Below are 21,710 nucleotides of genomic sequence, written 5' to 3'. Positions count from 1 at the left end.
CCTCGGACGGCCCCTGCCGCGCGACGCTGTCGGTATCCTGCCGGAACCTGCCGAGCAGTGCACTCCCCTCCGACCAGACCCTCCTGCGGGCACAGGAGTTGTTGGACCGGGACTTGCCGTTCCAGGCGCATGAGGTCCTCGAAACCCGCTGGAAGTCCTGCCCGGCTTCGGAGAGGGAGTACTGGCAGGGGCTCGCTCAAGCGGCAGTGGCCCTCACACACCTGCGTCGTGGCAACACCGTCGGTGCCCGTCGCCTCGCCGAGCGCGCGGTCAGCCATCTGGCCGGCCGGATCGCACCGCCCCCCGGGGCGCCGGTGGAAGTTGTCATTGAGCAACTGCATGCCCTCGCAACCGGGACGACGACAGAACTCGTCGTTGTGGTCCGACCATGACAGTCCAACCGCAGCTCATTCGGCCCGCCACTCGGAGGCGGGGATGAAGCCGACGCCCTACCTCGTCGCTGAGGAGTGTCCATGTCCAACGTGGAACCCGGGTGATCCTCGACGACGTGTCAGTGGGGATCCACCCGGGGGACCGAGTGGGGATCGTCGGACGGAACGGAAGCGGCAAGACAACCCTGATGCGGATCCTCGCCGGCGAGGTCGAACCCGACTCCGGTCGGGTCACTCGCACAGGAGCGACCACCACGGCCGTTGTCAGCCAGATCGATGCAATGCCCGGACGCACCGCCCGTGACGCCTTGGTCGGTGATGCGCCCGATCATGAGTGGGCATCGTCGGCCCGCATCCGCGGCATCATGACCGGACTGCTCGGGGACGTCTCGGCCGGTTTCTTCCGGGAAGGCCTGGCGACCCCGCTGGAGGGAATGTCCGGCGGGGAGTTGCGCCGCCTCACTCTGGCTGCTGCGCTGATCCGCGAACCGGATGTCCTGCTGCTCGACGAACCCACCAATCACCTCGATATCGAGGCCGTGCACTGGCTGGGGGATTATCTGCGGGCGTGGCCTCGGGGCCGACGGGCTCTGGTAATCGTGACGCACGACCGCTGGCTGCTGGACACTGTCACCAGCGAGACGTGGGAGGTCGTTGCGGGCGCCGTCGAGACATATGACGGTGGCTACGCTGCCTACGTCCTTGCCAAGGCGGAGCGGGACCAAATGGCGGCTGGAGTCGCTGCCAAGCGACGAAACCTGCTGCGCAAGGAGTTGGCCTGGTTGCGTCGCGGTGCGCCGGCACGCACGTCCAAGCCCAAGTTCCGGATCGAGGCGGCAGAAAGCCTCATCGCCGACGAACCGGCGCCCCGGGATTCACTCGTGCTGCACCGGGTGGCGACCGCGCGACTGGGCAAGACGGTGATCGACCTGGAGAGTGTGTCTCTGCGTCCGGGCACTGATGCGCCGGAAGTCCTGCACCGCCAGACGTTCCGACTGGGACCGGGTGATCGGGTCGGCCTGCTGGGTCCGAATGGAGCCGGCAAGACGACTCTGGTCAGACTGCTCCTGGGCGGAGACGATGCGCCCCCGGTGGAGGGCTTCGTGCGCCGAGGCAAGACCGTCGTCCCGGCTGTACTCGGCCAGCGGTTGGCCGATCTCGACCCAGACGATCGTGTTCTCCCCTGGCTCCAACGCGGAGGTGAGCATGTGGTCGTCACGTCGGGAGCCGAACTCACGGCCTCTCAGTTGCTCGAGATGTTCGGGTTCACCGGCGATGCACCGCACAAGCGACTGGGTGACCTGTCCGGCGGTGAGCGCAGACGTCTGGAATTGCTGCGGATCCTGCTCGCCGGTCCCAATCTGCTCATGCTCGACGAACCCACGAATGACCTCGACATCGAGACCCTCACAGTGCTCGAAGACGTCCTCGACACCTGGCCGGGATCACTGCTGGTGATCTCTCACGACCGGTACTTCCTCGAACGTGTGACCGACGACATCTGGGCGATGTTGGGTGACGGGCGGCTGCGGCATCTGCCCGGCGGCGTGCCCGAGTATCTCGAGGCACGTCGCGAGCTCTCACAAGCACCCGCCGCCTCGAGGTCGGATCGAGCACACTCCCGAGTCGCAGGCGCGAGGGGCACGGGAAGCGCGGGAAGGGCAGGGGGCGCAGTAAACGCGGGAAGCATGGGAAGCGCGGGGGGCGCAGCAGTCGCGGGAGTCGCGCGTGGCGGCGCCGAGGGGACGCACGCCACCGCGGGAGCGGCCGGAGCAACTGGTGGCGCCACCCGGCCGAGCGCGGCCGAAGCGCGCCGGCTACACAAGGCGATCACCCGCATCGAGCGCCAGTTGCAGAAGTTGTCGCAGCGGCGCGACGACCTTCACCTGTCTCTCGCCGAAGCCGCCACCGACCCCGAGCGCCTCCTGACCCTGACCACCGAACTGAAGACTCTGGAGACCGAGCAAGCCGAACTCGAGGAGCAGTGGCTCGCAGCCGGTGAAGCCCTGGAGCTCTGAACAACCCGCTTCGGTGCCCACCCGACACTCTGCCGCCGACCCGTACTTTCCCCGACCTCTTACGCCCATCGCACACCCCCGCCAACGATTGCCCTGACCCCGCCGCATATGGCAAGGTCACGGCACCCCCTGGCGGGTTCGCGTCCATCTGCGCGCGAGGTCGGGGGTGACCCCAGCCATGGCGGCCGTGACCCGACGGGGACCGGCCCGGGCGTGGCCGTGACCCGGGAACGACCCGGGCGGGAGCGGACGAGGGCTGTGTTGGCCGCTGCAACTGCTGCACCCCGACGCCTGCCCCGGAAGGCTGGTGAATACGGCGATCGGCTGTCCCGACCGGCCTGACTGCTCCACAATCGGGGTAATCATCCGCGCAGGGTGAGGCGACCGAAGCGTGGATGTCGGTATCGAATCAGTTAGCTGAACCTGCTATGCAACGCCGACCGGAAGCCTGAAGGTGAGCAATGAACTCCTCACGACGAACTCGAGTGGTCGTTGTCATCGGGACACGTCCGGAAGCGATCAAGATGTTCCCCGTCATCCAGGCGCTGAATCGATCGGATGTGATCCGCCCCTATGTGGTGCTGACCGGGCAGCACGAGGACATGGTCCGCCCAGTCCTCGAGATGGCCGGCGTTCAAGTCGATGCCGACCTCGAGGTCGGCCCGCAGATCAGGGGACTCAACGGCCTGGTGCCCGCCGTCATGCGGAAGTTCGATGATCTGCTGGCCAGCCTGCGGCTTGGCCGTCCCGAACGTCGGACGCGGCCCCGAATGTTCAACAAGGCGGGCAACGAAGACGACCCATACCCGGCGGCAACCCTGGTGCACGGCGACACCAGTTCGGCACTCGGGACCGCACTGGCGTCCGCCGGCGTCCGGCTCCCGGTGATTCACGTGGAGTCCGGGCTTCGCACCGGCGATCGGCTGTCCCCCTTCCCCGAGGAGATGAACCGCCAGATCCTGGGTCGTATCGCCACGCTTCACCTCGCCCCGACCGCGTCCAATCTGGCGAACCTGATCCAGGAGGGTGTCGACATCCGCGACATCCTCATCACGGGCAACACGGGATTGGATGCGCTCAGGTTTGCCGCGGGACTGGCTGCTCCCTGGCCCGATGAACGACTGGAAGTACTAGACCGCATCGACGGCCCCGTGATAGCGGTCACCGCACATCGGCGCGAGAACTGGGGGGCCGGGATCCGGGGCATCGCGGAAGGGGTCGCGGGCATTGCGCGTGCCCGAATCGATTGTGTCGTGGTCTGGCCCATGCATCCTAATCCGGCCGTCCGGGCCGAACTGATCCCGATCGCATCCGACATCCCCAACGTCCTGCTCGTCGAGCCCATGGAATACGCGCCCTTCGCCCGATTGCTGGCTCGGGCGACGTTGGCCCTAACAGATTCCGGCGGGATCCAGGAAGAGGCTCAGGCCGTTCACACGCCCGTGCTGGTGACTCGCGCCAACTCCGAGCGGCCCGAAGGGATCGATGCGGGATTCCTCCGACTGGTGGGGTCGGATCCGATCCGGATCATGTCGGTCGCGCTTGACCTGCTCTCAGATTCCAAGGCCTTGGCCGCGATGCAGAACGCACGTAACCCGTTCGGGGACGGCCACGCTGCCGAGCGCATCCGCTGGGGTTTGGAGCACCTGATAACCGGGGCTCCGTCACCGGTACCGTTTTCGTCGGGGTTCTCCCGGCGGCACATCCTCGAATCCGCCGGTTACAGCGACATCGACATCGACATCGACGACTCGACCTCCGACACCCACGGAGTCGGGCCCGGAAGAGTCAACCTCCGTTAGGCAGAATCCGCGACCTCGTGCCCGGGCTGCGCAGGAGTCGAGCGGGTGATCGCCTCTCGGGCGGTCTTGGCCCAAGCCCTCTGACCCCGGAACTGTCGGTACAGCCCCCGGAATGTTACGGGCCACATCAACCACGTGTAGGCGATGTACGATGGCGCAAGCGCGACGACCCTCGGGATCGCGCGCCAACCCTGACCGCGGCCCAGCACCAGGATCCCCATACTCGTCGGACCCAGGCCGAGGACGAGGAACAGGGTCGTGGTGGTGATCCGCCACGGGACACTGCCGCTCCACGGTACGTAGTTCACCCCGAAGAACAGCGCAAGGACGACTGCGATCACCGTCGCCAGTCCGATGATTACCTGGAAGATCGGCATGGTTAGGGTGAACAGCGCGTCCCAGCGGCGCAGGCCCACCAGGTGGTGGGAGTGGAGTCGATGCAGGTTTCCGAAGACCTGGAGGTTGCCCTGCATCCAGCGGGTGCGTTGTCGGTAGAGCGGACGCAACTTGTTGAGGCCCTGCTGGGAGACATGGGTGAAGGGTTCCTGCATTCCAAGCCAGCCGCGTTCCAGTAGTCGCAAGCCGAGTTCCTGGTCTTCGGTCAGGAAGTCCGACCATGGCCCGGCGCCCGACGACACCGATTGCAGGGCCGTCATGCGGTTGAACTGGCCGTTGCCCCCCATGAAGGCGACGCCCCATTGGGAGCGCCCGACCTGGAACATGCCGCCGAAGGTCCGGAACTCCAATCCCTGCATGCGGGTGAGCCAACTGTCCTGGTTGTAGATCTCGACGGAGACCTGGACCCCGCCCACCTCAGGACGATCGAACCGCCGGGCGACGTAGGAGGGTGCGCCCGGTGCAAGTCGGCCGTCTGCGTCGACGATCGCGACGATCACGTTCTCGCGGTCCCACCTTCCGTATCGCGGCTGGTTCAGCACATCCTCGACGAGGTGGGCGAAGGCCGCGTTCAAGGCCGCTGCCTTGCCCTTTCGAGCGTTGGGTGCCACGCGAGTGAGCACTTCGAGATCGGGCCCCGCGACAGACTTCCAGAACCGCCCCCGTGTCATCGTCGGAACCGTCGTTGATCACCAAAAGGATCTTGTGGGTGGCAGCCGCCGCCCGCAACCGCGAGACGGAGTCGGCGATCGTGACTCCCTCGTTCAATGCCGGCACGAGAAACACCCACAGGTACTTGCTCTCGTCGCCCGCCGGTGCATCCCGCAGGCGAGCCAGGTACTTGCCACCGGCCACGTACAGGACGACGGTCCACACAATCCCGATGACGATCGCGACCAAGGCAGTGATGTCAGACGAACCACAGCACCCACGCGATCGGGGACACGACTCACTCCCGGCCGCGGGGCGCCGGAGCCGGGCCTGGAGGACGGTGCCACAGCCACCAACCCAGCAGCAGGATCAGCAGCGAGATCCCGACCATGGCGGCGATGGTGGGAGCGGTCATCGACGGCGTCTCGGGCGGTTGGGTCAATTCCAGGGCCACCGGTTCGGTGTCCGGCGCGAGGACTACCACTTGCCCCGGTAGCTTCGTCCACGGGTCGGGGGGCGCCGCGGAGTAGGCCGCCAGTCTGGTCGCCTCGGCCTCGTCAGGACGGCGCCCCCAAGATCACCATGTCGCGGCCGGACCGAGAGAATGCCTGCAAGAACGCCAGTGGGGCTTCTTGACTCGCTGTGAAGCCGTCTGGCCCCGATCCCTGCCACGTTCCACCGTTGCTCTGCAACGGCGCCTCGAGGATACGGGTGGCATCGTCGGACGCTCCCACCAGCACGCCCGGGCGCCCATCCTGAAGGAACTCCGCCTCGGTCATCGAGGTCGGTATCAACTGGTGAGGTGTCTGACTCTGCAAAGCCGCGATCAGGTCCGCCGCCTGCGTCAAAAGTGCCGATGGAGTCCCGGCACCGAAACCGACCGGAACGGTGGGCGTCAGAATCTGGGGGAACCGGACGAACCCGGGAGGCTCAGACTGGCCGGCCTGGGGCGTCATGGTGCTGATGTCGGGATCGATCGTGAGTTGGGCGCCGATCGGCGGTGGCTGGCAGTTGCGACCGGGTGGAACGAACGACAGGCGCACGGTCAGGGTGTTGCTGCGCTCCAAGTCGGCGGTACTCACATCGATGGTGCGGTCCAGGGTCTCTGTATCGGACATGTCGGTCGAACTGACGAGGTTGCCGTTCCAGAGCATGTCGATCCGTCCCTGGCCGTTGGCAGGGGCTGCGGTCGCTCCGCCGCGAACGCGTAGCTTCAAGTCCGAGATACCGGCGCCGAGCATGGCCTGGGTGACAACGACATCCCGCTCGATCTGCCCCACCCCGGTCATGTTCACACCGGCGATGTCGAGGTCCCGCCACGACACCTGATTGTCGACGATTTCCCACTGTGGCTGAGCGCGCAGGTTCGTGACCAGGGGGGATCGCAGAGCTTCGGTCGCCTGGTCGCCGAGTGCCACTGCTGCATCCGCCAGATCCTGTCCTTGACCGATCACCGTCATGGTCCCCTGCCGACCGACGGCGACTTGGTTGGCGGCACCGCCCGGTGGCGTGCCCTCCACGAGGCGGATCACCCGGTTGAGGTAGCTGCTCCGCTGCAGTTCGCCAGTGCGGACCAACACCCGGGTCGGGGCCGGAAATCGGTGCGTGAGCGCAGCAACGGCGTCCAGCGCCGCGGTGCGCTCCGTGGTGGACGGGTCCTCAGTTGTCTGCACCGTGTATGTGGTTACTCCGGGGGACAGGAAGTCGGCGATCGTTACAGGAGTGGAGTCGGGGTATGTGTATACCAAGCGGGCGTCTTCGAGGGCGGCGGTACCTTCATCGCCGACGAAGCAGTCGGTCTCCGATTCCAGACTCGCCCTCATGCCCACTGAGATGGAGCCTTGCTCGACGTCCTCTTCGGTGAGCGGGATATCGACTACCCCGCCCTTGAGCGCATCGACACGCGCGCCGGGCCGCGCCCCGATCGTCACGGAGACCTCACCGGGGTTCTCCAGAGTGCTGACAACGGTGCCGGTCAATGACACCGGGCGGCTCCCTTCGGGTACGGGGACGAGAACGGAGCTGGTCGCGTCCGAACCGCGAATCGCCAACTCGAAAGGCAGTGGGCTGCTGGACTGCGGTTCGCTCTTCTTCTCAGCAGCAGTCGCCGTCCCCGATAGCCCGAGGAACGCCACGAGCAGAACGGTGATGAGGGTTCGTCGCGCGGTCATGGGAGGGTCTCTGGCAAGTCGGGACCGGTCTGCGGTGGCTTGGAAGCAGAGGCGGAGATCGACCGATGCGTCACGCGTCGAGTGTCTCAGTCGGCTGCCGTTCCCGCGCATCCGAATCACGCGTTGTCCCCGCTCGGGCAGCCGCCCGCGGTGAGGTCACTCGCGGCGATCCTCGCGTCTTCCGAATACAGTCCGACCCGACCAACGGTGAGGGGGCGTTCCTCATCCGGGGCCTCGGCCACCAACTGTCCATCCACATGGAAGGTCATGTGAGTGGATCCGTCCGGGCGAACCTGGCGAACGATCGTCCAGGAACTCCATTGGCCTGGTTGGACGATCGGTTCGGGGCCGGTGGCGAGAAAACGCTGTCCGCCGGGATAGGCCGGATCACGTTTACCGAGCTCCCACCCGTTGGCCTTGACCGTGACGTAGGTGAAGTGCTCATTGTCCGTGTAGTCCCATACCAGCCACGCCACTTCCCAAGGATTCGGGTCGCTGCCGGTACGCAACTGAGCCAGGGTGACCACGCGCGCCGTGACCGTCAGACACTCGTCCGCGAAATCCTGATCCGAGACGACCAATGCGGCAACGGTTGATTCGGGTGCCTGAGTGACGCCCGGTTCCAGCAACAGCGGAGTCTCGACTGTCGATCCGGTGACGACTTTCCCGCCACCCGCGAACACCACCAGCAGATCGCCGACTGCGGCGCCATCGGTCCACGTTCCTGGGGGCAGGTCGGCAACGAGGTTCTGCCCGTTCGGGGTTGGTTGGCTGCATGAGGCGGACCCGAAGAGCGCGAACGACGCCAGGCCCACGGCCGAACCCGCCCGCAGCGGGGAACGAACGCGGCGGGCCACCGTTGTAGACAAACAGAGCGACGGGTGCGGGTTCCTCCGATCGTCCGCAAGGCGGACGCAGGAGTGCGCCCACCGACACCATCCGACTCACCGCGCAGACCCACCACGCGATTCCGCAACAGCCTCCCTGTGGCGAGGTCGCCGCGCTGGGGGGCGCGCTGACGCCACTGCGACCCTTGCACAGCACACGCGTGACAACGCGCACCGCGTCGCGCTCTCGTCTACTGTCGGCAGCAACCTCTCGGAGCACCCATGACCCCCCAAGACCCCACCACCGCCGGCAGCGGCACCACCACCACCGCAGTCACATCCGCGACCCCCAGCAGTGCTGACTCGTCCACCGCGGCCGTCATCATCGGCGGTGGATTCGGGGGCTACTACGCCGCCCACGAGTTGGCGCGTCACCACGTACCGGTCACGTTGATCGAGCAGAACGGTTGCCAGACGTTCCAGCCGTTGCTCTACCAGTCGGCGACAGGCCTGATCGACCCCGCAGATTTGAAGTTCGACTACAGCCAGATGAAGGGGGTCAACACCGTCGCTGAACGTGTGACGGCGGTCGACCTCGCTAGTCGCATGGTCCAACTCGCCGAAGGTGGGACCATCAAGGCGGACCATCTCGTTCTGGCCACGGGGTCCACCGTCAACTTCTTCGGGGTGCCCGGTGCCGAGGAACATGCACTTCCGCTCTATACCGGACCTGACGCACACGCGATCAAGCGCCGTCTGCAGGAGTTGGTGGAGGGCGGCTCGGCGCTGAGAGTCGTCGTGGTGGGGGCAGGAGCCACAGGAGTCGAGATCACGGGAGCCATCTCGGACGTGGTGAATGACCTGCTGCCCCGGACGTACCCGCAGTTCCAGAGCACCAACGCGGACCTGCACCTCGTGGACCACGGCAGCGCCCCGCTCGCAAGCATGGCCGTGGAAGGACAGAAGTTCGCCGCCACAACCCTGGAATCGGTCGGTGTGACTTTGCACATGAACCGGGCCGTGACTGCCGTAGCCGCTGACAGCGTGGCCTTGGACGACGGGACGACGCTGCCCGCTGATCTCGTCATCTGGGCCGGCGGCCTGACAGCGAACAACCCGCAACTGACACCCGATCCGCAACGAACGCGCGGCAACCGAATCGTCGTCGGACCCGACCTGCGAATTCCCGGCTACGACAACGTGTACGCGATCGGGGACAACTCCGCTGACGCGGACAAGTCGCTGCCTCAGTTGGGATCTGTCGCAAAGCAGCAGGGCCACCATGTCGGCTCCAACATCCATCGTCAGATCAGCGGACGGGAACCAAAGCCATTCCACTATCGGGACATGGGCGACATGGCGATGGTCCGCCATGATGCGGCCGTCGTCGAAATGGGACAACGACATCACCCGGTCACGGGCACAATCGCATTCGGCATGTGGCTGGGCCTGCATGCCTACCTACTGCCCGGTGATCGCCATCGCTTGGACGCTCTGCACACCTGGGCCCACGAGTTGGCGTCCGGCAAGTCCCACTACTTCGCTGACTGAGACCTCCACCCCCGAGAAGCCAGACCCCCGAGAAGCCAGACCCCCGAGAAGCCCGACCCCCGAGAAGCCAGACCCCCGAGAAGCCCGACCCCCGAGAAGCCCGACCCCGACCAGTCCGTCGAGAGCTCTTCCCGCTACCAGGAACCCCCGCCGCCTCCACCGCCGCCGCCACCTGACGAGAAGCCCCCTCCGCCACTGCTGGACGACGACTGTGTGGCGGCATAAGCAGCGACGGCACCTGCCGAAACGCTGGCGACCGCGGTCGAGATCGCGTGGCTGGCGTTGTAGCTGGTCCACGCCGCGACTATAGGTCGGGTCGTAGTCCGACCCCTCGGTTCCGGGTGGCGGTTTGCAGGCCTCGGCCCACTCGTCCGCGCATTCCAGCGCGACGGCCCACGGCAGAAACTGCGCGAAGTAGCGCGCTTTGAGTGCGTAGTCGAACCGCTCCACGGATGCGGGAGTGCTCAGCGCGGTCCGCAGGCCGGAGACTTGATCGCGCATGGTCATTCCCGCCGGCGTCAGAGCCGTGCGCAGACTACGGCTGGACCAGATCCCCACCACGGCCGGGACGAGCAGTGCGGCTCCGATCCATCGCTGGTTGAACAAGACCGTCATCACTATCGACAGTGCCGGAAGCAGGGTGGCGACCATGTGGACCGACAACCCGAGGCCTGACTTCGCGAATAGTCCCAGTCGCTGAGCGGCTTCCTCAGCCTCGACCGAGAGCGCACCCTCGGTGGCCTGGACCTGCTGGCCGACGGTGACGTTTCTCTTCTCGATCATGACCGACTGCCCGGGGGCCACCAGGCCCATGTGATTGACGAAGTCAGCGGCCCCCGACACGCCTCCGGGGAGCGGGTCCCGAGTGCGGGACACCTGGACCCAATCCGGTTCGTCGTCGGAGTACTGGCCGTCGGGCTGCACTGTCAGATCCAGGACCCGCAGTTGCTGCAACTGCATGAGCATGGTCTGGAATCCGTGCTCCGGCGCATCCTCTTTGTAGGTCCACACGGCGGGAAGGATGTCGTCAGTCGGAGCTGCGAAGACCGGCGCCTTGCTGGGAGGTCGTTCCCGCAGGCGCCAGATCAAGAGCCCAAGCAACAGCGCCATCACAGCGCCGGCGATCAGGGCGAGCGGGGACTTCCACCAGATAGGGGCACCACTCACCGGGACCGCGGTCACACCCGCGGGGTCCAAGTCAGCCTGCCAGGTCACCGGAGTTCGGGGGTCCAGGTTGTCGTACGACCCGGTGATCACCCGCGGGTTGTCACCCGTTGCCGTTTCACAGAGTCCCGCATCCGTGATGCACCGCACTGCACTGGGTGCCTCGGGGAATGTGACCTGCACTGTGGACTTGCGAATGGGCATGTTCCAACCGGCCCCGATGACGTCCCAGTACCACTGCGCAACGTCGGACCCGTCGGTCTGGGTCAGGACATCCGTGGTGCTGCTCGTGATGACGTAGCGGTTCACCGTGCCCGGCGGATAGGGCCGACTGGCGGATCCGATCTTCGCGACCAGGAATCCATTCTCGTAGTAGGTCTCGAACGGTTCGCTGACGCATTTCTCCGAACCCTTGGTCGGACACCGCTTGACCGACTCGACCGACACCGGGTGCCGCAGATTCGGATCAGTCCCATCCGACTCGTCGAAGAACCGGAAGATCCCGCGCCGAGTTTCGTTGAACTCGACATCCATCGTCTCGACGAGGGTCATGTCCCCATCCGCGGCGATGTCGTAGTCCAGCGTGTAGTTGCGGACAACTGAGGTTTCCTGCGTCGTGACGTCGGTGAAGAAATCCCGCACCACGGGGAAGAGCCAGACCGTCAGGCCCGCCAAAATCACGGCGAAGATCTGGACCGCGCGCGAACGATAGCTCAGCACCCACAGAACAACGGCGGGTATGACCACCCACCACAGTTCCCACGACACGGGAGGTCGCTCAGAACTCGACGGTCGGTGGCTTGGCGGTGTCCTCCGCCGACAGCGCTTCGGACATCCGCGAAGCGGTGATGTCCTCGATCTCGAAGTACTCCGCCTTCTCGGCCTTCATCATGCCCGCGAAGACGTTGAAGGGGACGGTCTGGATCTTGGTGTTCCACTGTCGGACGACATCGTTGTAGTACTGACGGGCGAACGCGATCCGATCCTCGGTGTCCACCAGTTGGTCCTGCAACTGGACGAAGTTTGTCGAGGCCTTCAGATCGGGGTAGTTCTCCGAGATCGCGAACAAACTCTTCAATGCTCCGGACAACTGCTCTTCGGCCTTGCCCGCCTGCTCCGGAGAGCCCATGGCGTTGATGGCCGCATTGCGCGCTTCGGTGACGGCTTCGAAGGTGCCGCGCTCGTGACCCGCGTAGCCCTTCACTGTCGAGACGAGGGGTGGGATCAGGTCGTGACGACGCTTCAACTGGACGCTGATCTGCGCCCACGCCTCGTCGACCTTGTTGCGGATCGCGATCACGGAGTTGTACATCACCACCGCGACGATGCCGAGCACGACCAGGATCACGACGATGACGATGAGTGCTGCCATGGGTGCAGAGTAGTGGCGCAAACGCTGGCGGGGGCAATTGCCGTCCGATGAGTACCCCACTGCCGTAGCCCTTCGCTGACTGCCCAAGCGCTTGTCTGTGGGTGAGGTTCTTGCCTGTCGGCGAGGGTCGTGTCTGTCGGCGAGGGTCATGTCTGTGAGTGAGGTTTCGGGGGCGACCGTTCGACCGAACGGGTCCGAGGACTCGAAGTGAGTGTGGCACCGACCTAGCGTGGGAGCGTGCACTCCCTCGGAGACGTGCTGGGCATCTGGGCTCACCCGGACGACGAGACCTATCTCTCGGCCGCCGTCATGATGCGCGCGATGAACACCGGGCACCGGGTCATGTGCGTGACGGCCACTCGCGGAGAACAAGGATCGACCGATCCCGCCCGTTGGCCCCCAGGCCCGCCGTTGGCCCGAGTCCGCACGCGGGAGTCAGCCGAGGCAATGCGGATCATCGGCGTCCGGGAACACCATTGGCTCGACTACCCCGATGGGGGGCTTCGCGACGTCGACGCCCACGAAGCGGTGCACCGTATCGGGGACCTGGTCGGCACCTGGCGACCCGACACCATCGTGACCTTCGCCCCCACAGGAATGACGGGACACCCGGACCACCAGACCGTGTCGGCCTGGGCACGAGCAGTGGCAGCGGCACTTCAGCCTCAGCCGGAGGTGCTGCACGCCGTTCACGCGCAGAGCCTCATGGACCGGCACCTGACCCGACTCCTGGAACTCGACATCTTCATGAACGATGCGCTTCCCGACACCGCGCCCGACGACCAGGCCATCACGCTGCGGCTCACCGATGCCGAGATGGGGGCCAAATGGGCGGCGTTGCGGGCTCAGCCCAGCCAGACCGAAGCGCTGTTCGCGACTGCGGGCGACACCTTGATGCGGGACATGTTCTCGGAGGAATCGTTCATCCGAGCGGGCCCCACCTGAACGGGACCGTCCACACAAAGGAGATCTCATGACTGATCCTGATGCAGCTCGCTTCAAGCGTGCGGCCACGATGTTCCGAGAACAAGTGAGTCTCGTCGGCGATGATCAATGGTCCGCTGCCACCCCGTGCAGCGAGTGGGATGTGCGAGCCCTGGTGAACCACGTTGTCGTTGAGATGCTGTGGGCTCCCCCCCTGCTCGCCGGTCGCACGATCGCCGAGGTTGGTGACAGCTTCGACGGTGACCAGTTGGGCACGGATCCTGCCGCCAGTTGCGACCGGGCGACACACGGCGCGATCGAGGCCTTCACAGTCGACGGAGCTCTCGCGGGTCAGGTGCACCTGTCCTACGGTGACGAGTCCGCGGTCGGCTACTGCACTCAGATGACGCTGGACGCACTGATCCACGGATGGGACCTCGCCACGGCCGTGGGAGCCGACGCGACCATGCCCGAGGAGTTGACTCAGTGGGCGGTTGCCGCCGTCGAGCCGATGCAGGACATGCTGAGCGCCAGCGGGATGTTCGGGTCCCCCCTGGCGATCGATGCCGATGCCGGCACCCAGGCCCGACTACTGGCAATGTTGGGCCGCACGGGCTGAACTCCCCGGGCCGGAACTCCCGGCGGTGTGAACTCCCGGCGGCAGGGACCCAGAGAGATTCCTCTGGCGGCATCGGAGCACAACACGGATACTTCGACCGTGAGCGAGACAACTTCCTCAGCGGCAGGTCGGCGCAGTCGGGTCGTGATGCCAGTGCTGGTCCTGCTGGCGGTGATGTGGGTACTCGAGTTCCTCGATTTGATCCTGCCGCTGGACTTGGACTACCTCGGAATCCAGAGCCGGGACGCAAGCGGTCTGGTAGGGATCCCACTGGCGCCGTTCCTGCACAGCGGGTTCGAACACCTGCTCGCGAACACACTGCCATTCCTCATCCTCGGGACGCTGGTTGCGTGGCGGGCCGGGGGACGGTTCTGGAGCGTCGCGATCATCATCATCCTGCTCGGCGGAGTCGGGGTGTGGCTGCTGGGCCCGGGCAACGCCATCACCATCGGGGCGAGCGGACTGGTCTTCGGATTCCTGGGCTACCTGTTGGCTCGGGGTGCTCTGACTCGCGACTGGATCGACATCCTCGTGGCGGCGGGCGTTCTGCTGATCTACGGTTCCTTGCTCCTGGGCGCCACCCCGTTCGGGGTTCCGGCGGGCGTGTCGTGGCTAGCCCACCTCACCGGATTCGCCGCAGGCATCATCGCCGCCTTCGTCAGCGCCGACCGCCGGGGCCAAATCACGAGTTCTCCCTAGCCCTTGAGTCGTTGCCCCTGGACTGCGAGCCACGGTCAGGACTACCCCCGATCCGCGACCACCGCTGCCCGCTGCTCCTGGCCGATCTCGCCTGGTGCACGAATGCCACCGCCCGATAGCCTCAGGAGATCACTGCCCCACCGAGGAGAACCCATGCACGCCCTGACCAACTCCCTGGGTAACGCCGAGAAGGACCTCCTCCGTGAGGCAGAGCCGAAGCGGATGGCGAAGCTCAGCGAAGAGGAATTGATCGAACTGCACCAGCGGATCAGGCGTGCCCGCAACAAGTACGTGTCCATTTATCGGCGCAAGGGCAGTGCCAACGTGAAGAAGAAGGGTGGCCGTGGCCTGGCCAAGCAGAAGAACGCCCGCCGCGCCGGTCGGGTCGAGGTCTTCGAAGACGCCCTCGCCCGGGTCAGCGCGGAACTCGCAGATGTCGCGGCGGCACGTGCCGACCAACTCAAAGCCGAACGGCTGGCTGCCGCCAACCCGCCCGGGGACTGGCCGGGTGCCCAACAACACGGCAACGACCGACCCGGCACCGATCAGGTCACGAACCGCAAACCCAAAGGCGCGGGCAAGACGAAGCGGAACGCCTCGAGCCGGGCTCAGGGTGCAAGGCGACAGGCAAAGCGCGACAGCCGTTGATCGCGCGAGCCATCCCTTCGTCGGTTTGGGACTCTGACTGACATGACGTTGTCACCTGAACCCAGTACCACCTGGACCGAAGAGGTGGGCCCAGATGAGGAGGCACGCCACCGCGAACTCAGCGAGCGAATCTCAAGGCTCCAACTGAGGCTGAACGACCGGTTCGGGCCCGGCCGCGCGTTCCACCGCCAACAGATCGCCGGAGTCCACGGCGAGTTGACCATCACGGCGTCGGAACCGGAACTGCGACAGGGGCTGTTCTCGCGCACCGGGTCCAAACCGGTGGTCGTGCGCATGTCGCACGGGGCCATCGCCCCACACGCTGACGTGGTTCCCGACATTCAGGGGTTCGCCCTCAGCGTCCGGCGGATCTCGGGACCCGGGGCGCTGGGAGGCCGGACGAACCGGCAGGACTTCCTCCTGATCAACCGGCCGGCATTCGGCTTGACCAGCAGTCGCGAGTTCGGTGACCTGATCGAGCCTGTGGCCCGCGGACAGGCGGCACTGGCTCGGCATCTGATCGCCGCCCACGGCCCCGTCTCCGGCTCTGTGGAGCTCGCCCGCTTGACCGCGGATATCGCGCGACCTTTCTCGGGGTTCGCTACCGCACGCTTCCACAGCGCAGCTCCGATCGCCTTCGGCGACTATGCGGCGCAGGTCCGGTTGGTGCCCAAGGGGGCCGGCCGACGACTGACTGCGCCCTTGGACTTCCACAAGGACCTGGCGCAACGACTGCGCACCGATGACCTGACCTACGAACTCCAGGTTCAGTTCTACCTCGACGACAAGACCACGCCTATCGAGGATCTCCGCCACTCCTGGCCCACCGACGCGAGCCCCTTCCATCCCGTGGCGCGACTGACGCTGCCCCAACAGGACATCGACTCTGAGCAAGGTCAAGACCTCGCCAAGGACGTCGAGACGGACAGGTTCGACCCTTGGCAGGCACTGGCGGCCCATCGACCTTTGGGGGAGGTCATGCGGGCCCGCCGCGCTGCGTACTACTCGAGTGCCAAGAACCGGGGCGCGGGGTAAGCAGGGGTCGCCGGATCAACCCCGCCACCAGGAGGAGCGCTTCAAGGCGCCGTCCCAGGTCAGAGAAATGTGCACATGGTTGCGGTGACAGTCGTTGTCGTTGGCCGGGGACCGAAACGCTGGCGTGAGGCATTCGCGATACGGCTGCCAACCGAGTTCGGCTTGGTAGATCTTCCAGACCCGATCGCGCCAGATCAGGTACATGATCCCGAGGCGACGTGCCATGGCTGCGATGTGGGGGCCGCGGGACATCGTCAACCACTCGACGAAGTCGTCACCCTTACGCGCCTGTGCCCGGTTGCGCGAGTTGACCATCCAGTCGATGGCTCGCCCGTCGTAGTGCTCACTCTGATCCTTCAGGCAGGCCCGGTTGAGTCCCGTCGTGATGGGGCCGTAGCGCTGCCTGATCAACCGCGCCAGAGCGACCGCTCCCTTCTGCGGGTGGTGGATGCACTTGCGTTGCCCGACGTATTCCCGCACCGGATCCATCGGTCGTCGAGCGCACCGCGGCGGGCACCTTCAACCCCTTGGGTTTCTTTCGGGGTTTGCCCGGGAAGTTGGGTTGGAAGTCCAGCGCGACGTCGATGGCCCCGGTGAGCTGACCTGGCGTTACCGAGACCGGCTTCGCAGCCTGCGCGGTCCGAGCAGAGGTGTACCAGCGCATGGGCAATCCCCCCCATTCGCCCGTCTCCGCGCTGACCAGGTAATCACCGGCGGGCAGTCCAGACAGGACGTAGCGGCCACCCTCGCCAGTGCCGATCGTGAACTCCTGCGCGTACTCGGGGCCCGGGTCGAACAGCGGCAGCGCGGTCACGACCAGTCCCGCGAAGCGACCCCCATTGGCGCTGATGACACCACCGAGACGCCCCAACTCACCAAGACGGAAGTCAAGGCCGGTACGTGACGTCCCAGCGACGGATATCGGCGTCGCGCGGGCGGCATCGGGCGCAGCATCGAACCACTGGGCCTGGTAGTCGCCGTGCCCGGCCCGGAGCAGATACGACCCCGGGGGAACATACTCGATATCCATGGCCCACCGGCCGTCCGCGCCGGTCAGCACCACGTTGACGGGAGAATCCAGATCGGGAGTCGCTCCGACCGGGAACAGGGAGACAGTGGCCCCTACCACTGGGTTTCCGGCCGCATTGGTGACGGCGCCGGACAGACGTGGGGCACCAGGGATCGTGACATCGATCTGTGATTGGGTGCTGTCCGTAACTGCGCTGACCACTCTCGCCGACTCAGGAGTTGCTGCCCCCGGATACCAAGCAGTTCGAGCGAGGGAATCGTCCACCGCCCGGACCAGATACCGGCCGGGTGGAATGCCTGCGTCCGACACCTCCGCCTGCCAGCGACCTTGCGCGTCGGCGCCGGTTTCATACAGGTACTCGGCGGGATCGTCGGTCGACGTGAAGCCTTCCGGGTAGAACAACACGCGCGCATACGCCGCCGGGTCGCCGCCGTCTGTCCGAACGGCACCGCCCACGGATCCCGCTGCGGCGACCGCAGCCGGAGACATCCCCCAAGGGACCGTCAGCGCGAGGGCCAACGCAATGACCAAAGTCCGGACGACAGTCATCCGCTGGTGACGCACGATCCGACTCCGATTCCATTTCGCCGATTTCGGACTGACCCAGTCCCCGCTGGCCGACTTCGACTGGTGGGACCTCCTTCGAGGCTACCTCCACCCCACGACGACAAGATCCAAAGGAGGACGACACGGCAGGTTTCTTGCGGGACGACAACGCGGGCTCTTGCCGGCAGCAACGTGAGCCCCAGCAGGGTCACGACACCGTCGGTTCCGACACCGGGCCGCTCGCTCCTATGCTGGCTGCAGGGGCCACGGAGAGAAGGCCACGAAGACAAGGACACAGAAGACACGAAGAGCAGCCACGGAAGGACACGAAAGCAGCCACGGAAAAGCAGCCACGCAAACGGGACCTGACACTGGAGGCCACGAGGAATGCCGCCCAGCAGCATCAAGCACCCACCGCTCGGGAAGCAGGTCGGAGGAAGATTCATGCGGACTTTCGCGGCCACGGGTTGCGCCGCACTGATGATCGTTGCAGCGACGTCGGGCACAGCAGCGGCGGCCGATACCTCCCCACCCCGAGCCGCCAAACACCGATCGGGGGTTACGTCCCACCTCCACATCACCGCCGTCACGATCCCCACCGCGCCCACCGCGGCTGTCGCGCAGCGCGGCAACCGATCGGCAGTCGTGAGCTGGCAGGCACCTGTTGACGACGGCGGTTCGACTCTTACCGGGTACATCGTCCAACTCGAGTCCGCCGAAGGTGCCTGGCTCGATGTCGCCACGATTCCCGCGCCCACGCTCACCGCACGGATCCGGGGCCTGACCAACGGGGTGGCCTACCGGGTTCGGGTGGTCGCGACGAACACGGTCGGCTCGAGCGCACCCAGCGACCCCAGTAACACGATCATTCCGCTCGGCGCACCCGCAGCACCGACGACACCGACCACCGCCTCGCAACCGGGCACTGTCGCCATCCGGTGGGAAGCACCGTCCGATACCGGTGGAACTTCGATCACCGCGTACCGCATCCAGCGCCGAGAACGATCCGGAGACTGGCGCACCGTCGTGCCTCACACCGGATCCACCGCGACCACCTACTCGTTCGCGAGCCTGCCGGTTGGCGTGGCACAACAGTTCCGCGTGGCGGCCATCAACGCGGTCGGTGTCGGCAACTGGTCGAGCGCATCAGGGGCCGTCGTTCCCTTCACGGCTCCCGGCGCCCCGGGGCGGCTCTTCGTCACGACCAAGGGCAACCTGCGTGTGGAGATGTGGTGGCGACCCGCCGCCACGAATGGTGCCGCTGTGGCCTATCAGATCCAGTACTCCGTCGGCAAAGGTTGGCGCGACCGCGCCCGCACAACAACTCTGTCGTGGCGCGGCAAGGTCAAGTCGCCCGACACCGGCAACACCATCCGGTTCCGAATCATCGCGGTCAATCCCGCAGGACCCGGTCCCGCAGGCCCAGAGACCAAGGTCAGCATCCGCTGAGCCGACCAAACCGCCGCGGGGACAAAGACGAAGTCACGCGGCGGGAGCGTCCCGATCGCGTGGCTGGATAGATTGGACCGGTCACAGCCAGCACAACGGCAGGAGCCTTCGATGTCCGACACCAGCCCGAACGAACCATCGCCGGAGGAACTGCAAGAAGAAGCATCGTTCGACGAGGCCGTGACCCGCGAACTCGCCCACGAGGATCGGCGCGACGCCGAGGCCAAGCAGAGCAACATCGAGAAGCAGACCCGCGAACACGGGCTCGATCAGGGCTGACGCTCCAACTGTTCGGCGAGCATGTCATCTCGTTGCACCGGCAGTTCACAGACGAAGTCCCGACACACATACGCCGTCGCGTGCTGTTGCCTAGGGCGGTCCGCGAGGAGGGCTACGACCGGGTCACCGGTGCCGAGAGCGATGACCGCACCGGCTCGGGCCCCGCGGAACGCGGCACGCCGCAGATCGACGGTCTCCTGATCACCTGGTTGTCCCACCACGGCGATCTGGGTCGGCCCGGCTTCGTCGGCAGCGAGAGCGGCCAGTGACCATCCAGCGAACCGCGGATGCGTTTGTTGCAGTTCGCCGACCGAGTCCAAGGCCGAGTCCGCGGCCGCACGCCAATCGGCCCGGCCGGTCAGTGCGGCCATCGTGATGAGAGCCATCGCGGCGGCGGAGTTACCGGCCGGATAGGCGTTGTCCGCAGGGTCACGGGGGCGTCGGACGAGAGTTTCGGCGTCGTCGGCCGTGTCCGCGAAACCTCCCTCGGAAAGTGAGAACCGGTCGATGAGGACCTGCGTCAGTATCTCCGCATGGCGGATGAACGCGTGGTCACCGTTGGCCGCGAAGACCCAGACGAACGCTTCGACGACGTTCCCGTAGTCCTCGAGCGTCCCTGCCGCTGTGCCCACGCGCTGCCCGAGCGTCACTCGCAGCAGTCGGTGGTCGTCGGTGATGTGGCGCTCACTGATGGCTTCCGCGGCCCGGGCGGCTGCGCTCACCCAGTCGGGCCGGTCGAAGACCACGCCGGCCTGCGTGAGCGCCGTGATCGCCAGGCCATTCCAGGACGCGACGACCTTGTCGTCACGAGCGGGCTGGGGGCGCGTGCCCCGGGCGACCAGCAGTCGCTCGCGGACATCATCGAATCTGACCCGGTCGTCCGGATCACCGCGCAGAGTCAGGGTCGAGGAACCTGTCTCGAACGTCCCGGCCACGGTCACGTCGAACAGCTCGGCTGCCCAGTCACCGTCGGCGCGACCCAGCACGTCGTCGAGTTGGTCTGGGGTCCACACGTATGACGCCCCCTCGCGAGCCTCACTGTTCAGATCCTGTTGGGGCACCGCGTCGGCATCGAGGGCGCTGGCGAACGCCCCCTGCTCGGTGGTCATGTCGCGGACGATGAACTGAGCGGTCTCCTCGGCGATGCGCCGGATGAAGTCGGAGTCCGTCCGGCACCACAGATGGGTAAACACACGCAGGAGTAGCGCGTTGTCGTAGAGCATCTTCTCGAAGTGCGGCACTCGCCACCGGTCGTCGACGCTGTAGCGGGCGAATCCACCCCCGAGTTGGTCGTAGATGCCACCACGGGCCATCGCCTCACACGTCGCCGAGACCATGTCGAGGGCCCGCTGGTCACCGGTCACCTCGTGGTAGCGCAGGAGGAACTCCAACACCATGGCCGGGGGAAACTTGGGGGCGCGACCGAAACCCGCATTCACCGAGTCGAAGCCAGCCGCCAACTCCTGGGCCGCTGCTGTCAGGACCCCCCTTCGGTCAGTGCGTGCATCCGAGGGTGAGAGCGACTCGCGCGCAGCCAGCGCGTCGTTGATGGTGCCGGCGGAGTGCAGGACTTCGGAGCGGCGATCGGTCCACGCTTCGGTCACAGCAGCGAGGATCTGGCACAGGGACGGACGTCCGGGCAGGGGCTCAGGAGGGAAGTATGTGCCCGCGTGGAACACCCGCCCATCGTGATCCAGCCATACCGACATCGGCCAGCCGCCATGGCCGGTCAAAGCAGTAGTTGCCGCCATGTAGACGGCGTCGATGTCCGGCCGTTCCTCCCGATCGACCTTGATGCACACGAAATCCCGGTTCAGTTGCGCGGCTGTATCCGGGTCCGCGAATGACTCGTGGGCCATCACATGGCACCAGTGGCACGCGGCGTACCCCACGCTGAGGAACACCGGAACGTCCCGCTCCCGGGCCGCGGCGAACGCGTCGGTCCCCCACTCCCACCAATCCACTGGGTTGTCCGCGTGTTGCAGCAGATAGGGCGACAAGGACTTGGCGAGGCGGTTCGTCACGTCCCCGATTGTTCCGCGCCTCGCCGCCGACCGCCTTCCGCCGCCCACACCTGACAAACTCCGAAAGGAGGCGCGGCGAAGCGCCGAGGGGCGTCCGGTCGGGTGTTTCGCAC

Annotated in this window: 20 protein-coding genes; 11 read left to right on the top strand and 9 right to left on the bottom strand. The window is 66.1% G+C overall.

The features are described from left to right. Nucleotides 1-26: 26 nt before the first annotated feature. From V9E98_13760 to wecB, 3 genes are all read left to right on the top strand, one after another. The gene (locus V9E98_13760) at nucleotides 27-392 is read left to right on the top strand and encodes a DUF309 domain-containing protein (protein MEI2718030.1); all 366 of its coding nucleotides are present in this window, start codon (nucleotides 27-29) and stop codon (nucleotides 390-392) included. Between the two features lie 116 nt (nucleotides 393-508). Continuing rightward, nucleotides 509-2,410: an ABC-F family ATP-binding cassette domain-containing protein gene (locus V9E98_13755; GenBank protein ID MEI2718029.1), complete on the top strand. Its 1,902-nt coding sequence runs from the start codon at nucleotides 509-511 to the stop codon at nucleotides 2,408-2,410. 461 nt (nucleotides 2,411-2,871) lie between these two features. Further along, the gene (wecB, locus tag V9E98_13750; protein ID MEI2718028.1) at nucleotides 2,872-4,212 is read left to right on the top strand and encodes a UDP-N-acetylglucosamine 2-epimerase (non-hydrolyzing); all 1,341 of its coding nucleotides are present in this window, start codon (nucleotides 2,872-2,874) and stop codon (nucleotides 4,210-4,212) included. On the opposite strand, the gene V9E98_13745 is transcribed toward wecB, so the two are convergent. The 4 genes from V9E98_13745 to V9E98_13730 form a co-directional block, all read right to left on the bottom strand. Next, a complete protein-coding gene (locus tag V9E98_13745) occupies nucleotides 4,209-5,279 on the bottom strand; it encodes a glycosyltransferase (protein MEI2718027.1) in 1,071 nt (356 codons plus the stop codon). The genes wecB and V9E98_13745 overlap by 4 nt on opposite strands. Nucleotides 5,280-5,557: 278 nt before the next feature. After that, nucleotides 5,558-5,713: a hypothetical protein gene (locus V9E98_13740; protein ID MEI2718026.1), complete on the bottom strand. Its 156-nt coding sequence runs from the start codon at nucleotides 5,711-5,713 to the stop codon at nucleotides 5,558-5,560. Between the two features lie 103 nt (nucleotides 5,714-5,816). Beyond that, complete coding sequence (locus V9E98_13735) at nucleotides 5,817-7,430, bottom strand: hypothetical protein (protein ID MEI2718025.1); 1,614 nt, start codon at nucleotides 7,428-7,430, stop codon at nucleotides 5,817-5,819. A gap of 116 nt (nucleotides 7,431-7,546) precedes the next feature. Next, nucleotides 7,547-8,287, bottom strand: a complete 741-nt coding sequence (locus tag V9E98_13730) for a hypothetical protein (protein MEI2718024.1) — start codon at nucleotides 8,285-8,287, stop codon at nucleotides 7,547-7,549. Nucleotides 8,288-8,539: 252 nt separating this feature from the next. On the opposite strand from V9E98_13730, the gene V9E98_13725 reads away from it, so the two are divergent. Beyond that, nucleotides 8,540-9,808, top strand: coding sequence for an NAD(P)/FAD-dependent oxidoreductase (locus V9E98_13725; protein ID MEI2718023.1), 1,269 nt, complete (start codon nucleotides 8,540-8,542; stop codon nucleotides 9,806-9,808). On the opposite strand, the gene V9E98_13720 is transcribed toward V9E98_13725, so the two are convergent. Together V9E98_13720 and V9E98_13715 are read right to left on the bottom strand one after the other, a co-directional pair. Continuing rightward, a complete protein-coding gene (locus V9E98_13720) occupies nucleotides 9,719-11,740 on the bottom strand; it encodes a DUF2207 domain-containing protein (GenBank protein ID MEI2718022.1) in 2,022 nt (673 codons plus the stop codon). The genes V9E98_13725 and V9E98_13720 overlap by 90 nt on opposite strands. A gap of 10 nt (nucleotides 11,741-11,750) precedes the next feature. Next, complete coding sequence (locus V9E98_13715; protein ID MEI2718021.1) at nucleotides 11,751-12,344, bottom strand: LemA family protein; 594 nt, start codon at nucleotides 12,342-12,344, stop codon at nucleotides 11,751-11,753. Between the two features lie 237 nt (nucleotides 12,345-12,581). Here V9E98_13715 and V9E98_13710 point away from each other — a divergent pair, with 237 nt between their 5' ends. The 5 genes from V9E98_13710 to V9E98_13690 all read left to right on the top strand — a co-directional run bounded on the left by V9E98_13710 (nucleotide 12,582) and on the right by V9E98_13690 (nucleotide 16,269). Further along, nucleotides 12,582-13,289, top strand: coding sequence for a PIG-L family deacetylase (locus V9E98_13710; protein ID MEI2718020.1), 708 nt, complete (start codon nucleotides 12,582-12,584; stop codon nucleotides 13,287-13,289). Between the two features lie 28 nt (nucleotides 13,290-13,317). Then, nucleotides 13,318-13,887 carry a TIGR03086 family metal-binding protein gene (locus tag V9E98_13705; protein MEI2718019.1) on the top strand — a complete coding sequence of 190 codons (570 nt, stop codon included), beginning with the start codon at nucleotides 13,318-13,320 and terminating at the stop codon, nucleotides 13,885-13,887. A gap of 99 nt (nucleotides 13,888-13,986) precedes the next feature. Next, the gene (locus tag V9E98_13700) at nucleotides 13,987-14,586 is read left to right on the top strand and encodes a rhomboid family intramembrane serine protease (protein ID MEI2718018.1); all 600 of its coding nucleotides are present in this window, start codon (nucleotides 13,987-13,989) and stop codon (nucleotides 14,584-14,586) included. 153 nt (nucleotides 14,587-14,739) lie between these two features. Further along, nucleotides 14,740-15,234 (top strand): hypothetical protein, encoded by a 495-nt coding sequence (locus V9E98_13695; GenBank protein MEI2718017.1) that lies wholly within the window; start codon nucleotides 14,740-14,742, stop codon nucleotides 15,232-15,234. Between the two features lie 42 nt (nucleotides 15,235-15,276). Next, nucleotides 15,277-16,269 carry a hypothetical protein gene (locus tag V9E98_13690; protein MEI2718016.1) on the top strand — a complete coding sequence of 331 codons (993 nt, stop codon included), beginning with the start codon at nucleotides 15,277-15,279 and terminating at the stop codon, nucleotides 16,267-16,269. Between the two features lie 15 nt (nucleotides 16,270-16,284). Here V9E98_13690 and V9E98_13685 read toward each other — a convergent pair whose 3' ends face one another. Together V9E98_13685 and V9E98_13680 are read right to left on the bottom strand one after the other, a co-directional pair. Then, nucleotides 16,285-16,584 carry a hypothetical protein gene (locus V9E98_13685; GenBank protein ID MEI2718015.1) on the bottom strand — a complete coding sequence of 100 codons (300 nt, stop codon included), beginning with the start codon at nucleotides 16,582-16,584 and terminating at the stop codon, nucleotides 16,285-16,287. A 28-nt stretch (nucleotides 16,585-16,612) separates the two neighbouring features. After that, nucleotides 16,613-17,848, bottom strand: coding sequence for a carboxypeptidase-like regulatory domain-containing protein (locus V9E98_13680; protein ID MEI2718014.1), 1,236 nt, complete (start codon nucleotides 17,846-17,848; stop codon nucleotides 16,613-16,615). Nucleotides 17,849-18,289: 441 nt separating this feature from the next. Here V9E98_13680 and V9E98_13675 point away from each other — a divergent pair, with 441 nt between their 5' ends. Both V9E98_13675 and V9E98_13670 read left to right on the top strand, forming a co-directional pair. Next, nucleotides 18,290-19,294: a fibronectin type III domain-containing protein gene (locus V9E98_13675; GenBank protein MEI2718013.1), complete on the top strand. Its 1,005-nt coding sequence runs from the start codon at nucleotides 18,290-18,292 to the stop codon at nucleotides 19,292-19,294. 111 nt (nucleotides 19,295-19,405) lie between these two features. Further along, nucleotides 19,406-19,573 carry a hypothetical protein gene (locus tag V9E98_13670; protein ID MEI2718012.1) on the top strand — a complete coding sequence of 56 codons (168 nt, stop codon included), beginning with the start codon at nucleotides 19,406-19,408 and terminating at the stop codon, nucleotides 19,571-19,573. On the opposite strand, the gene V9E98_13665 is transcribed toward V9E98_13670, so the two are convergent. Next, on the bottom strand, nucleotides 19,564-21,597 hold the full coding sequence (locus V9E98_13665; GenBank protein MEI2718011.1) for a thioredoxin domain-containing protein: 2,034 nt from the start codon (nucleotides 21,595-21,597) through the stop codon (nucleotides 19,564-19,566). The genes V9E98_13670 and V9E98_13665 overlap by 10 nt on opposite strands. Between the last annotated feature and the right edge of the window lie 113 nt (nucleotides 21,598-21,710).

Source organism: Candidatus Nanopelagicales bacterium, from assembly GCA_037045355.1.
Taxonomy (GTDB): Bacteria; Actinomycetota; Actinomycetes; order S36-B12.
This window is presented reverse-complemented; position numbering and strand designations above follow the sequence as displayed.